General features: G+C 41.0%; 12 protein-coding genes. All 12 read left to right on the top strand.

All coding sequences use genetic code 11. The annotated features are described in order from the left end of the window. The first annotated feature begins 74 nt into the window (after positions 1–74). Positions 75–1,205: a glycosyltransferase family 4 protein gene (locus AC59IL_RS37375; protein WP_496557364.1), complete on the top strand. Its 1,131-nt coding sequence runs from the start codon at positions 75–77 to the stop codon at positions 1,203–1,205. A gap of 72 nt (positions 1,206–1,277) precedes the next feature. Next, complete coding sequence (locus AC59IL_RS37370) at positions 1,278–2,552, top strand: O-antigen ligase family protein (RefSeq protein ID WP_496557363.1); 1,275 nt, start codon at positions 1,278–1,280, stop codon at positions 2,550–2,552. Continuing rightward, positions 2,549–4,012 carry a nucleoside/nucleotide kinase family protein gene (locus AC59IL_RS37365; RefSeq protein ID WP_496557362.1) on the top strand — a complete coding sequence of 488 codons (1,464 nt, stop codon included), beginning with the start codon at positions 2,549–2,551 and terminating at the stop codon, positions 4,010–4,012. The genes AC59IL_RS37370 and AC59IL_RS37365 overlap by 4 nt, the downstream gene beginning before the upstream one ends. A 202-nt stretch (positions 4,013–4,214) precedes the next feature. Next, entirely contained in the window at positions 4,215–5,027 is an 813-nt protein-coding gene (locus tag AC59IL_RS37360; protein ID WP_496557361.1) for a hypothetical protein, read from the top strand. A 25-nt stretch (positions 5,028–5,052) separates the two neighbouring features. Continuing rightward, on the top strand, positions 5,053–6,234 hold the full coding sequence (locus tag AC59IL_RS37355) for a glycosyltransferase family 4 protein (protein ID WP_496557360.1): 1,182 nt from the start codon (positions 5,053–5,055) through the stop codon (positions 6,232–6,234). A 10-nt stretch (positions 6,235–6,244) separates the two neighbouring features. After that, positions 6,245–7,396, top strand: a complete 1,152-nt coding sequence (locus AC59IL_RS37350) for a glycosyltransferase family 4 protein (protein WP_496557359.1) — start codon at positions 6,245–6,247, stop codon at positions 7,394–7,396. 62 nt (positions 7,397–7,458) lie between these two features. Further along, entirely contained in the window at positions 7,459–8,520 is a 1,062-nt protein-coding gene (locus AC59IL_RS37345; RefSeq protein WP_496557358.1) for a glycosyltransferase family 4 protein, read from the top strand. 199 nt (positions 8,521–8,719) lie between these two features. Then, entirely contained in the window at positions 8,720–9,532 is an 813-nt protein-coding gene (locus AC59IL_RS37340) for a polysaccharide deacetylase family protein (protein WP_496557357.1), read from the top strand. Positions 9,533–9,574: 42 nt separating this feature from the next. After that, positions 9,575–10,594, top strand: coding sequence for a DUF354 domain-containing protein (locus AC59IL_RS37335; protein WP_496557356.1), 1,020 nt, complete (start codon positions 9,575–9,577; stop codon positions 10,592–10,594). 6 nt (positions 10,595–10,600) lie between these two features. After that, positions 10,601–11,908 (top strand): nucleotide sugar dehydrogenase, encoded by a 1,308-nt coding sequence (locus tag AC59IL_RS37330; RefSeq protein ID WP_496557355.1) that lies wholly within the window; start codon positions 10,601–10,603, stop codon positions 11,906–11,908. Between the two features lie 237 nt (positions 11,909–12,145). Further along, positions 12,146–12,886, top strand: coding sequence for a class I SAM-dependent methyltransferase (locus AC59IL_RS37325; RefSeq protein ID WP_496557354.1), 741 nt, complete (start codon positions 12,146–12,148; stop codon positions 12,884–12,886). A gap of 46 nt (positions 12,887–12,932) precedes the next feature. Further along, entirely contained in the window at positions 12,933–14,309 is a 1,377-nt protein-coding gene (locus tag AC59IL_RS37320) for an undecaprenyl-phosphate glucose phosphotransferase (protein WP_496557353.1), read from the top strand. Positions 14,310–14,320: the final 11 nt, after the last annotated feature.

The raw sequence follows: 14,320 nt of genomic DNA, 5'->3' as shown, positions 1-14,320 counted from the left end.
ATGTTAAATGAAAAAGTTTTTTTATTCTTCATTTTTCATTTCTACTTTCTATAGAAAGGTTAAGAATTGAATATATGAGAATCCTTTTTGTGGCCCCCCGTTTTCATACCAACCAGTTTCAGTTAATAAAAAAGCTGTTGGAAAAAAAACATGAAATTTTATTTCATGTCGCCTGTATAGGGCCAACCGAAGATCATAGCCTGATTACTCCTTTACAATTTAAGCAAAGCAGGCTATCGGTATTAATCGAAAAAACATTTGGAAAAGGAGGTGTAAACAGAAGATATTATTTTCCTCAGCTGGTCAGTTACTGGAAAGTTTTCAGGCAACTGAAGCCCGAAATTGTTGTTATTCGCGATCCCTATAAATTGTTTTCTTTGATGGCGGCCTTTTATGCACTGTTTACAAAAGCAAAGATTGTTTTTTATACGCAGGAAGATATATACAGATCCAGATCACTGAAAACGCTACTAAAACAAAAATTAACCATTCGCTTTTTTAAAGCTGCCTGGATGACACCCCTAAAAAGCAGCCATTTGCCCGAAAACAACGGTGGGTTACGATATATGTATCATATTCCATTACCTGTTACTGTTACTCCTGAAGATCAACACAGCGACGACATTTCAGGCGAAGGCCCCAAAATACTAATGATCGGAAAGTATCATCAGGATAGAAAGAAACACCTGCTTTTTCTACAGGCGCTGAACAAATTGAAAAACCGGTACCGGTTTACAGCAACTATTGCCGGCGAATGCGTAACAGAATTGCAACACCTCAATTTTAAGGTAATCAGGCATGAAGCGAATAACCTGAACCTGGCCGGCCTGATTGAATTTAAACAGAATGTTCCTTATAACAAAATGGCAGCGTTGTATGCTTCGCATCACATTTTTGTGCTGCCTGCCATTAACGAACCATACGCAGTATCGGTGAACGAAGCAATGGGCTACGGACTGCCTGTTATTTGCACAGATACCTGCGGAACTAAATGCAATATCACGAACGGAGATAACGGGTTTATTATTAAATCCGACAGCCTCGATGAGCTTACCACTTCGCTGGAAACAATTATTTCGGATTATCACAAACTAAATCACATGCGGCAGCGGTCGCTGCAATATGCCCGGGAAAATTTATCGGCCGATATTTTTTATTCAAAATTTTCTCATCTGATCCGAGAACGCTTTTCAATCACCCCATAGTTAACAGGTTGACCAGTTGATAAGTTAACAAGTCAACTGATCAACTCGTCAACTGATCAACCGATCAACTATATGACAACTTTTCTATTAATCATACAAATTATATTCTTCTACGGCCTTTCTATTTATTGCCTGCTCAAAAAAAATGAGCTGTCGCTCCTTTATTTACCCACCTTACTTTTTGTTGATAAAATTGTTGGCGCGCCCACTCCGGCCTTCCTGGTTTATGCATTCATGTGTGTGATGGTTTTATTGCTTATACTAAAAAACGGGTTGTATTATAGTAAAAACATTTGGGGGCTGTTGTTAGCTGTATATTTTCTTATATTATTGAACCGGTCTGCCAACCTTGAACTGATAAGACCATACGCATTTTCCACGAACTGGTTGTTTCTGCTGATACCGCTGATACCCGGTGTTTATAGTAAATTTTCCCGGGAAGAGGTATTGGAAGAATTAAGCAATGCCTGCTTGCTGATACTGGTGCTGTTTATTCTGAATGCCTTCGCTTCAACCGTATACAAGTACTCGCCCATGGACATGTACGGCATAAGCTCAGGCATTTTATTTGGCAACCTGTGGGCGGCGGCATTCAATACCCTGCCGTTAGCGCTGTTCATTGTTTTTAGAAAAGGGGTTAGCGAACGAAATCTGGTGTATATTTTAGTTTCCGTTGTTTCATTTTTCTTCATCATGCTCACTTTACGACGTACAGTTTTGGCGCTAAGCGCTTTTGGAGTTGCAATAGGCCTGTTAACCATGCTTTCGCAGCAAAAAGCCAAAATGATATTTCCGATTATGGGCGTGATAGCGGTAACCGGATACCTGATTTATAAGAATACCGATTTTATGCATGAGTTCCAGGAAAGAGTGGAGCTACGGAAGCTCGATGACCGGGCGCTGGCCGAAGAAAAACGCTTCATGGAGTATTCGCTTCTTTATAAAGACATGTTTGTTTACCACGCTTATAGTCCGTGGGTTGGATTTGGTTTGTTCAACAGCGCAGGAAACTATGGCAAGGGAATTTTAAAAGACAGAAGCCTCCATGGCGATATACCCAACATTCTGCATTCAAGCGGATTTATAGGCTTGTTACTTTATTTCTTAATGACGGCATCCGCATTCTGGCAGGCACTCAGTGCAGCCAAACCATATCAGGATAAAATGATAGTATTTTTTTGTGGTTCGGCATTCCTTGTTTATACGGTTACCGGCCGGTACACCGAAATAGCCGCAAGCCTGTTGATATTTGTGGTAGCTATGTTGCCCGTGGCAAAATGTAAAAACGAGATTTACCCTGAGGAACAAATCACAGAACCCAAAGAAGATTATAAACTGGTAGTATGATTGTAGCAAAAAAACCTTTTTCAGTTTTTGACGGCCAGGCCGAAGTGCCACGTTGCCACATAACCCGTGAATCGGCCGAACTGCTCGACGAACTTCAGCACGCACAGATTCGGTTTGCTCATTGGAAAGGGAACACGCACCTGCTTGCCTCGCTCGAAGGAAAAACCGATATTGAAATACTGGTGCATCCCAATGACCGCCGGCAGTTTGAAACCATATTAAAGAACCGTTTTTATAAAAAGCTGAATTCCCGGCCATGGAATTCATATCCGCTTATCGAAGACTGGCTCGGCTTTGATATTGACACCGGCAACCTGTTGCATTTGCATACCCACTATGATCTGGCCACCGGAATCACTTATGGAAAGTATTTGCATTTGCCCTGGCTGGAACAATTTTTCCGGCATATGAAAATTGATGAGCTAACCGGATGGCCTATCCCAATACCCGGAATGGAAGCCATCGTTTTGCTTATACGCATGCATGCTAATATGCTTCATCATAAACGGGAGATACCGGCGCCAAAACAAGAGGAACTGCGGGAACTTTTAAGTCAAACCCCGGTTCAGCGCTTCAGAGATGTTTGCCGGGAATTGCAATTGAAAGTGCCCGATAATCTGCACATTGAAATAAACAGGATCGTTCAGGACCATAGCGTGCCGGCCATGATTCATCTTTCCTCGTTATTTTATAACCAGCTTTCGGGTTGTGTAAAAACAACCAGGCCCATGGCTACACTAAAAACTTTTTATTATAAATATTTTCTCAAAACCAACCGGTATGCAGGCCGGTTAACCGGGCCTGTTCAATTAAAAAAAACCATATCTGAAGGCGGTAAAATCATTGCTTTGGTAGGCAGCGATGGCGCAGGAAAAAGCACATTATGCAATGATTTGATCAAATGGCTAACATTCAAAATAGACGCCCATTATTTTTACTTAGGCAAACGACCTTTTATTAAGAGTTATAATCAGCTGTTTTTTTCCAAAACGGGTTTTCTGTTCAACAACGCTGTTATATCAAAATACTTCAGAAAGCTGGCAGGTAATTTTTTTTATATCCTGCTGATACGTAAAAAAATAAAAATGCTTCAACTTGGCAAACGGCTAAGCCAAAAAAACAGCGTTGTGATCTGCGATCGTTTTCCTCAAAAAGATATAAATGGTTATTATGACGGTCCGAAGTTGCATTTCAAAAAAAACACCTGGTTCTTCCGGCTCGAAATGAAATTGTTCAGAAAGCTTTGCAGAACCGAAGCCGATGTTGTTTTCCGCCTGAATGTATCACCTGAAATTGCCGCCCGTCGCAAACCCGAACACGATTATAAATTAATTGAGCAAAAGTGTAATAATCTTTCCGGTCTATCATTCGGGAATGCAAAAGTTGTTGATGTGGATGCAGGAAAACCTTATGAGCAGGTGTTGTTCGACTTAAAAAGAAAAATCTGGGAAAATATTTAAGGGCTCCAGCGCCTCCCGCTTTGCGGGACAGTGGCGCTAAGAGCACAAAAGAGAAAAGGAGACAAAGAGATTTTTTTTCAATATTTAAAATGCGGACGGAATGCATAGACACTGATTTTTTAAAATAGCTCTTTTTCCTCTTTCTTCTCTTATAGCTCTTAGCTAAAAAATTCGTCCCGCGAAGCGGGACCAAAAAACACCAATGAAGACAAAGATCATTGAAATAATCGGTCCACCCGGAGTTGGTAAATCAACTATTTACCAATCGCTGTGCAAAACATGGAAGCCCCGTTCCAATTGGATATACCCCGATGTGCTGATGACATCAAGGCCCGGTATTTTTTCATTCAGAAAATGGCTGACATATAAACTTCACATGCTGTTGCACAAAAAGTTAACAAAAACCGTTCCGGTAGATTACGCATTTCGATTTGCCGGGCAGCATCAGAAACTGGCAAATTTTTGCTGGAAATATCTGGCCGATATACAATTCAGCAAAGACGAAGAAATCAACAACCGTTTCAGATCGGCCCATTTCTTATTCACAACCTTTGGCATTTATCAGGCGATCATTGAAAAAGCGCCTTCAAAACCCTGTATTATTCAGGAAGGGTTTTTACAAAAGAGCTTTTTTGTAAGTGAAGATGATGATTCGTTAATAAATGAAATGCAGAACGAATATCTGCTACTGATACAATTGCCTTATGCAATAATTTATATCGACACACCTGATATCAAAGAGATCATAAAACGGCTGCGTGGCCGCGAAAAGATCATCGCTTCACACATTGGCAAAAATGATGAGGACTTACAGAAAGATATAGAAAGATGGCAGTATGCACAGAAGAACATCCTCGAAAAATTAAAGAGCGCAGGGGTTTTAATAGTAAGAATAAATGGCACACAACCCGTAAAGGAAAATGTTGGTATAATAAAAGAACTGCTGAAAAAAATCGATGACAACCCCGAAGCCGGCCCGGCGAAGGCAGCAATGGATCAAAACAGAATCTGTTAAATGCAATAAAAAAAATCTTATAAAAATGGCGAGATTTTTATTTTTCGACGATAAGCTCATCAACCTGATGCTGCAAAATGAAAAGCCATGCGGCGGCTCGGCCGTTCAAACCTATGGATGGATCAGGGGCCTCATGGAAGAAGGACAGGAAGTATATGTTATGACCGATGTCCCGCCAGGGCGGGACAATCTGCTAAAAGAAGAATGCCGCCATATTAACCTGGTCCCCATGTACAATAATAAAAAGGGTATTCGCTGGCTTCGGTGGTTTTATTACCGTTTGCCATACACTTATAAAAAAATAAAAGCGATAAAACCCGATTATCTGTACCTGAGTATTCCCGGATGGACATCATTTTTTCTCGGGATCATCTGCCGCCCGTTAAAGATCAGGGTAATTCAGCGGATGTCTAACGATAACCAGTTAGATTTCCGGTACCTCAAAGACCATACTGCAGCTCATCTGTTTTTTTTGAATGCAGGGGTCAGATTATCCCGTCATATTTTATGTCAGAATGATTTTCAGTTACAGATTGTCAGGAAAAAATTCCCCGGCAAAGCAGCGACAAAAATAGCCAACCCGATCTATTTAAAAAATCAGGAGCCTGACGCTGACTTTCGTTCAAGAGGCTATATAGCCTGGCTGGGCATTTACCGGTATCAAAAAAATTTAAAACAACTATACCAGATTGCCTGCCTTTTAAAAAAGGAACAATTTGTAATTGCCGGGAAAGAAGGAGCAAATTGCGATCAGGAAACCAGTGAATACCTTGAAAAATTAAGACAGTTGCCAAATGTAAAATTTCACGGTTTTGTGGATCGCACACAGGTGCTGCCATTTTTAGCGAATGCCAGGTTTTTGTTGAACACTTCGTATTATGAAGGCTTCAGCAATACCTTTCTTGAGGCATGGACGGTTGGCACTCCTGTTATATCGGCCGTTCATGTTAACCCTGATTCAATTATCTCGAAATACGATATTGGAATAATTTATAATGATGTATTTGATCTGTGCAAACAATACGCTGCAGTAACACCCGAGCACTATCAGCTGATGTCGCATAACGCAAGAGAGTATGTAGAAAATCATCATGGTTACAGGTTGCTGGCCGCGCATTTGCTCAGGTATCTTTCAGCAATCGATAACATTATATCAGACGGTAATAGCCGCCTGCAGCCCATGACCGATCAGGTTACGCTAAGATAATTTCCGGAATATGATAGCAAATAACCAAAAAATTCGTATTCTTTTTTTTATCGGCAGTTTTAAAGGAGGAGGAAAAGAACGGCGACTGGTCGAACTGCTTTCTTATCTCACCGGCACATGCCGCTATGAATTAATGGTGGTGGTAACTAACCCCGTAGTCGACTATTCAGCTTTTTATGATCTGAAGATTATTTACGAGGTTCTTTCGAAGAAATGGGAAAAAAATGATATCACCGTTTTTTACAGGTTTTATAAGATCTGCAAAAAATTCAAGCCACACCTTATTCATACATGGGGTCGAATACAATCGTTCTATGCACTGCCGGCCGTTATTGGCCAGAGAATTCCGTTGGTGAACGGACAAATTACCTCTGCCCCGCCCCATGCAGCAAGATGGTCGTTTAAAAGGATAATTGATCGCATCAATTTTAATTTTTCAACCGTTATCCTTTCAAATTCACGTGCAGGCATAGATGCTTATAAACCTCCACTCCAGAAAGTAAATATTATTTATAATGGAGTAAACTTTAATCGCTTCGAAAACCTGCCCGCACCCGAACAGGTGAAATCAAAATACGGGATTACAACACCGTACGCGGTGGTAATGGTAGCCACCTTTTCGCCCAACAAGGATTACTCTTTATTTTTCAAAATTGCACAACAAATTACCAGCGAAAGAAACGACATCACATTTATTGCAGTAGGCGATAATTGCATAGCTGGTCCGGAAGTTGAACAGTATAAGAAACAGGTGAGCCGGAACCGGAGAATAATACTTACCGGAAGAATACAGGATGTGGAAGCGGTGGTTAACAGCTGCACCCTCGGTGTACTTTTTTCCAATATAGCAGTACATGGTGAAGGCATTTCAAATGCCATTGTAGAATATATGGGCCTTGGCAAGCCGGTTATTGCGAACGATGCAGGTGGCACTAAAGAAATAGTGCATCACAACGTGAATGGATATCTTGTCACAAATCAAACAGAAAAAGAAATTATCGCACTGATCACGAGCCTGATCGATACTCCGCAAAAATGTGCAGCCTTTGGAAAAGCCGGGCGCAAAATCATTGAAGAATCATTTTCACTCAACAAAATGGGTAAAGCATTTGAGCAAACCTACCAGGAAATTTCGGGGTTTCGGGATTTAGAGATCTTGTGATTTATTCGGTTGTCACAGTAAAAGAAACCTCAGAATCCCAAAATCTAAAAATCAGCAATCATATGAGAGTACTATTCGTAAGCAGCGGTAACAGCAAAGATTTTGAAATTGCTCCCTTCATTAAAGAACAGGGAGAGTCGTTGAAAAATGAAGGAATTGAAGTGGATTATTTTACGGTTGTGGGGAAAGGCCTGGCAGGCTACATAAAAGCCGGATTCGGCCTTCGCAAATTGTTGCAAAAAAAACACTACGATCTGATTCATGCACACTTTACCTATTCAGGTTACACTGCACTAATAGGAGCAGGAAGAAAAATACCCGTTGTATTGTCGTTAATGGGCAGCGATGCCAATGGAGAATATAAAGGCGAAAACAAGGTGATCCCAGGCAGCAGAATTTCATCCTTTCTTACCAGGTTAATACAGCCTTTTGTGAAAGCCATCATTTCCAAATCAGTCAACATTGAAAAATCCGTATACATGAAGGGTAAATCGTTCATCATTCCCAATGGGGTGAATATGCAAAAATTCAGGCCCACCCTTCTGAAAACAGATAATACCCCTTCACTGGCAAACGGCAAAAAGAAAGTATTGTTCCTCGGAAATAAGACCAAACCCGGAAAAAACTTTCCGCTGGTACAGGCAGCCATTCAGCATCTGGAATTGCAGGATGTTGAACTGGTTAGTCCCTATCCTGTGTTTCATAATGATGTGCCACGCTATTTGAACGAAGCAGCTGTTTTGGTTTTTCCTTCTTTCATGGAAGGTTCTCCCAATGTGATTAAAGAAGCGATGGCCTGTAATTGCCCTATTGTATCAACAGATGTGGGTGATGTAAGATGGGTTATCGGAAATACCCAGGGATGCTATATAGCTTCATTTGATCCGGAAGATTTTGCAGAAAAAATAAAACTGGCAATAAAATATTCGCAGGCTAATGGCAGAACCAATGGAAGACAACGCGTTAAAAGTCTTGGCCTCGACATGGATACGGTTGCCAAGCGGATTATTACAGTGTATAAAAAATCGCTTTCCACATCATACAGGTATACAAATACTCGCAACCTCCACCCCGGTAAAACCAGTTTAATCAGGAACAACGGGGCAATAAAGAAAAATTTTTAAATCGGAGAACAGTTTTATGCAGCTGAGTTTTAGAAACATGCTTGCCTGGCTGGCAGCAAATACATTTATACTGACAGGCTTTGTATGGTATGCAACGAAAAGGTCTTTGAATACAAAATGTATTCTTTCACTTTATTTTCACAGACCCACAAAATCTGAGTTTGAAAGTTGTATCCGGTGGCTGAAAAAAAGGGGATACTTGTTTTTAAGTCCACATGATATCGAAAGGATAATAAATGAGGAAATACCGTTTCCTAAAGGAGCCGTATTACTCTCGGTAGATGATGGATGGCAATCGAATATATCCAATGTGGTAGAAGTGGCAAACAGGTATAAAGTGCCTGTAACCATTTTTGTTGCTACAACGCCGGCTGAAGAAGGCGTGTATTGGTGGTCGTATGTACAACAGGCAAAAAAGCGGGGTTTAATACCATATTCCAAAAAAGCTTTGAAAAAAATGCCGGAAGAAATACGGCTTGGCATTCTGCAGGAAATAAAAAAGAAAATTTCCCCCCGCAGAGACGCGATGACGGTTGAGCAGGTTATTGCTGCTTCGGGGTCGCCCTACATTACAATCGGATCTCACACCCAAACACATCCGATTCTTATCAATTGCAATGAGATGCAGGTTTATGAAGAATTAAAATTATCGCGTCAGAAGCTGGAAGCGTGGACAGGAAAGGAAGTAGTATATTTTTCTTACCCGAATGGTGAATTTGGCGGGCGTGAAGTACATATACTAAAGACGTTGAATTACCGGCTTGCTTTTTCAACGCAACCTAAATACCTGACCCCTGAATTGCTGAAAGATAGTTTTACATTACCAAGATTCGGTTTTTTAGAAGGCGCTTCGTTAGCAGAAAACATTTGCCGCATGACAGGCATATGGCAACCGATTATGAGGAAATATCGCGCAAAGGTGTATCGCCCCGGCCGAATCGCAAAGCGGGTTCTTACCGCATTGAATTCGTTTCGGTTAATGCTGATATGCATTTTTATTGAAATCATATAGTTTCAAACGTTCTTCTTAGTGCCTTAGCAGGAAGCTAAACACATGAAAATTCTCTTCGACATCAAGCACCCCGCCCAACTCAATCTTTTTAAAGGGCTAACCAATGAGCTGCGCGCCGAAAACTGGGAAGTAACTATTTGTTATCTGAAAAGAGGCAAACTGCCTAACATTATTAAATCGGAATACGCGGGATTTAATACAATTGCAGTAGGAAGCAGCCGTGGCACCAGGTGGTCGATACTCTGGGACGGAAATATCAAACGTACGCTTGCTTTTCTTGACCTTATCCGAAATGACAAATACAACATTTGTGTAGCTGCCAGCAGTATACCATTGGCATTGGCCTGCAAAATTTCAGGCATACCCGTTATACAGTTTTATGACGATCCCGAAAGAAACCGGATCAATCACATAAATGCCAGCCTGTCGACCCAATTGTTTTTTCCACCCATCGTTCAAAAGAATCATAAAGTATCAATTTTTAATTGCCTGAAAGAGTGGAGCTACTTGAGCCCTAAACGATTTCAGCCCGATGAAAAACCACTTCGGCAGTATGCACTGGAGCCGCATGAATATGTTTTCGTGAGGGAAGTGAGTAATAAATCGTTTAATTATTATAACCAGCAGGATGGCATTATCAGTTTATTCGCCGGCAAAATAAGTTCAGATACAAAAGTTGTTTTATCACTGGAAGATAAAAGTAGTGCGCACCGGTATCCCGCTCACTGGACCATTTTACAGGAGCCGGTTGAAGACATACACTCCCTTATTTACTATTCCAAACTGGTCATCTCATCGGGCGACAGCATGGCACGGGAAGGCGCCATGCTGGGCGTACCGGGCGTATACTGCGGAATCAGAAAAATGAAGGCCAACGAATTGCTGATGCAGCTGGGAATACTTGAACATTTGCCGGGCGCTTATGCATTGCCTTTTATAAATACGGTCATTGCGAAAAATTTTGATCAGGAAAAACAAACAGCCACCAGAAACAAACTGCTTGAACAATGGGATGATATGACGGCATTCATGAAAGAGCAGATCAATCATTATAAACTGTAGGTTACCATGAAAATTTCAATTTTTGGATTAGGATATGTAGGATGCGTTAGTCTTGGATGCCTGGCAAAAAACGGGCACGAAGTGATCGGAATCGATGTAAGCAATTTCAAAGTTGATCTCATCAACAACGGTCACCCGACCATACAGGAAAAAGACATCAATAACATCATCAGCGAAGGGTTTTCAAAAGGCAGTATTTCAGCCACCACCTGCGCCGAAGAAGCAGTTCACAACACAGATATAAGCATCATTTGTGTTGGCACGCCGCCTTCTTCAAACGGGCATTTGAATCTTTGCTACATTTTCAAAACGGCAGAACAGATTGGAAAAGCACTGAAAACAAAAGAAAGTTTTCATATAGTGGTTATCCGTAGCACGGTAATACCGGGAACCAACCGGCGTTATGGTGAAATCATTGAAGAACATTCCGGTAAAAAAAGAGGCGAACATTTTTCAGTGGTATCAAATCCTGAATTTTTACGCGAAGGATCGGCGGTCCATGATTATTATCATCCATCGATTACCGTGGTAGGCGGCGATCATACATACGCCATGGAAAAAGTGGCTTCTTTATATCGTTGCCTCGATGCCCCCATTGAAATAACGGATATTAAGGTAGCCGAGATCATTAAATATGTGAGCAATTCATTTCATGCCCTGAAAATTGCATTTTCGAATGAAGTGGGAAATATCTGTAAGGCGCTGCACATTGATCCGTTCAAAGTAATGGAGCTATTTTGCAAAGACACGCGGCTGAATATTTCAACGGCTTACTTAAAACCCGGATTCGTTTACGGCGGATCCTGTTTGCCCAAGGACCTTAAAGGACTGGTAACGCTTGGCCACGATAATTATCTCGACACGCCCGTGCTATCAATGATCGATTCCTCCAATGAGCAGCACAAGAAAAAAGCCTTTGAGTTAATAAGCGAAACCGGGAAGAAAAACATTTGCCTCGTAGGGCTGAGTTTTAAAGAAGGTACTGATGATTTGCGATACAGTCCTTTCGTTGAACTGGCCGAAACGCTCATCGGCAAAGGATATCATGTAACCATTTATGATGAATACGTTTGCCTGTCGAAATTAATCGGCGCCAATAAAGCGTATATCAATGAGCGTTTACCCCATTTATCAGAGCATATAAGCAACAACCTCGAAAATGCGATTGCCGAAAATGATGTGGTGATCATAAGCCACCGGAATTTTGATGCAAAAAGCTACCGTCATTTGCTGAAAGAAAAAACCGCAATAATAGATCTGGTCAGAATACATGACCTTGAAGAATTGCCCAATTATGAAGGTATCTGCTGGTAAAATGCTAAACGCAGAATGCAAAACGTAGAACGCAGAACGCTAAACGCTGAACGCAAAAAGCTAAATGCAGAACGCAGAACGCTAAATGCATATTTATGAAACAGAGGTATAATTCGGAAATGCGTTACGCATTAAGCGTTAATCATTAAGCGTTACGCGTTAAGCATTAAGCGTTCAGCGTTCAGCGTTTAGCATTGGTGAAGGCATGATGTGGCGTTAAGCAGTAAATCTATTACAATGACACAAGAAAACGCAAGCGATTTTTTCGACCTCATGGTCAGGCGTAAAATGTATTCCGGTAAAGCAAATCTTAAATTTTACCTCAACATGCTGTTTGAAGATATTGAACTGGGGCAAAAAGATGTTCTCGACGTCGGAGGAGGCAAAGGTCTCCTGTCGTTTTTTGCAGCAGTTAATGGCGCCCGAAAAGCAGTATGTCTTGAACCGGAAAAAGATGGTTCCAGAAATGGTATGACAAAAGGTTTTCATGATTTGCGGAAGGAATTTCCTGAAACGCTGCCCGTTGAATTGTTTCCTCTTACACTACAGGAATACATGCAACAGGCAAATTCCGGAACATACGATGTGGTTATCATGCATAATTCAATAAACCATCTCAATGAAGAAGCATGCATCCATTTGCTGAAAAACGAGGCCAGTTACAGAGAATATTTAACCATTTTTAAAAATGTGTACCGGATAATGAAAAAAGGCGGTGTTTTAATTGCGATCGACGCTTCCTGCAGTAATTTTTTTAACGATGTGGGCGTAAAAAACATATTAGTCCCAACTATTGAATGGCATAAACATCAGAAACCCGGCACCTGGATATCATTACTTAAGCAAGCCGGTTTTAGAAATCCAATAGTGAAATGGCTTTCACCTAACCAGCTGGGAAGGCCCGGCAGGTTGGTAATGGGTAATTACTTCGCTTCTTATCTCACGAAAAGCTTTTTTAAAGTAACGATGCAGAAATAAAACCGGCCGTAGATTGAATTTCTTAACTTCTAAAACAAGAGGGCATATGTCTGGTCAAAAACAGAAACGAGGGATCCCTTCCCTGGCGGTAGATTTGGTTCCCCTCATTTTAATCTTTCTCACTGCACTTTATTTTTTCAGGGATTTCAGTTTTTCAAAAAAAGATTGGATTACACTATCCGTTTTGATTATCCTGTGGTGCCTGGTGGAATACCTTCGAAAACACCGTTATTACGATTTTTCCCAAAAATTTCAGAAACGGATTTCAAATCATATAACTACGTATGTTAGCCTTATTATACTCGAGTTCGTTGTTCTTGTATTTATACCCGTTCCGGTAATTTTCTGGCATCAGGTGATCACCTTTACATCCGGGATTTTCGCACTGGATTTTGTAATCAATTTCGTGGTCAGTGATATAATTAGCAGAGACACTGCGAACCCGAAATATATTATTGTCGCAGGTACGGGAAATAAAGCCAAAAAAATTGAAGACCAGGTTTTAACAAGCCACCAGCACGGTTACCAGCTTAAAGGTTTTATCAGCTGTGACAATCAGGAAGACTGCATGATTGAAAATCAAAAAGTGCTGACTGATCTTGATAACATTAATCAATACCTGCAAACCAATCCCATTGATGAAATTGTTATCGCTTTACCTGATAATCAAATAAAGAATATACAAAAAATTTTAACTGTTGCCGATTACCATGGCATTCGGGTGAAATATGTATTGGACTACCATGAGCTGTTTGGCAATCATTATAAAATCACCCGGTTCGGGCAGGTTGATGCTGTAAACATCCGGCAATTGCCCATTGACGATAGATATGCGGGCTTTTTTAAAAATTGCTTTGATAAAATATTTGCAGTGGCAGCATTGGTGTTCTTATTGCCGGTATTCCTGGTTATTGCCGCTTTAATTAAATTAGAATCACCCGGCCCTGTTTTTTATAATGCGATCAGGATCGGAAAAGGAGGAAAGCCTTTCAGATTGTTTAAGTTCAGAAGCATGAAGGAAAACGATAATTCTGCAGATGGTATTCGGTCTACACAATTCAATGATCCCAGGATCACCCCCATCGGAAAAATTTTGAGAAAATACAGTCTCGATGAATTGCCCCAGTTTATAAATGTATTGTTGGGTAATATGAGCGTTGTGGGGCCACGGCCTCACAGGCGATACCTGAATCGTCAGTTACAGGAGAATGTTTACCATTACATGCTCAGGCAATATGTAAAACCCGGCATCACCGGATGGGCGCAGGTGAATGGCTGGCGAGGCCCCACTGATACAGAAGAGCAAAAAAGACAGCGCACCATGCACGACCTCTGGTACATAGAAAACTGGTCATTCTGGCTCGACATTAAAATCATTCACCTTACCATATTCAGTTCAAAAGTTCATAAAACAGCTTTTTGATCTTCATTAAT

Source organism: Niastella sp. sgz303648 (assembly GCF_059587045.1).
Note: the sequence above shows the minus strand (reverse complement) of the source record. Positions and strands in the feature narration are given on the sequence as shown.

Bases quoted from the DNA above. Each gene is read 5' to 3' on its own strand.
- AC59IL_RS37375 (WP_496557364.1), top strand. From the start codon at position 75: ATGAGAATCCTTTTTGTGGCCCCCCGTTTTCATACCAACCAGTTTCAG.
- AC59IL_RS37370 (WP_496557363.1), top strand. From the start codon at position 1,278: ATGACAACTTTTCTATTAATCATACAAATTATATTCTTCTACGGCCTT.
- AC59IL_RS37365 (WP_496557362.1), top strand. From the start codon at position 2,549: ATGATTGTAGCAAAAAAACCTTTTTCAGTTTTTGACGGCCAGGCCGAA.
- AC59IL_RS37360 (WP_496557361.1), top strand. From the start codon at position 4,215: ATGAAGACAAAGATCATTGAAATAATCGGTCCACCCGGAGTTGGTAAA.
- AC59IL_RS37355 (WP_496557360.1), top strand. From the start codon at position 5,053: ATGGCGAGATTTTTATTTTTCGACGATAAGCTCATCAACCTGATGCTG.
- AC59IL_RS37350 (WP_496557359.1), top strand. From the start codon at position 6,245: ATGATAGCAAATAACCAAAAAATTCGTATTCTTTTTTTTATCGGCAGT.
- AC59IL_RS37345 (WP_496557358.1), top strand. From the start codon at position 7,459: ATGAGAGTACTATTCGTAAGCAGCGGTAACAGCAAAGATTTTGAAATT.
- AC59IL_RS37335 (WP_496557356.1), top strand. From the start codon at position 9,575: ATGAAAATTCTCTTCGACATCAAGCACCCCGCCCAACTCAATCTTTTT.
- AC59IL_RS37330 (WP_496557355.1), top strand. From the start codon at position 10,601: ATGAAAATTTCAATTTTTGGATTAGGATATGTAGGATGCGTTAGTCTT.
- AC59IL_RS37325 (WP_496557354.1), top strand. From the start codon at position 12,146: ATGACACAAGAAAACGCAAGCGATTTTTTCGACCTCATGGTCAGGCGT.
- AC59IL_RS37320 (WP_496557353.1), top strand. From the start codon at position 12,933: ATGTCTGGTCAAAAACAGAAACGAGGGATCCCTTCCCTGGCGGTAGAT.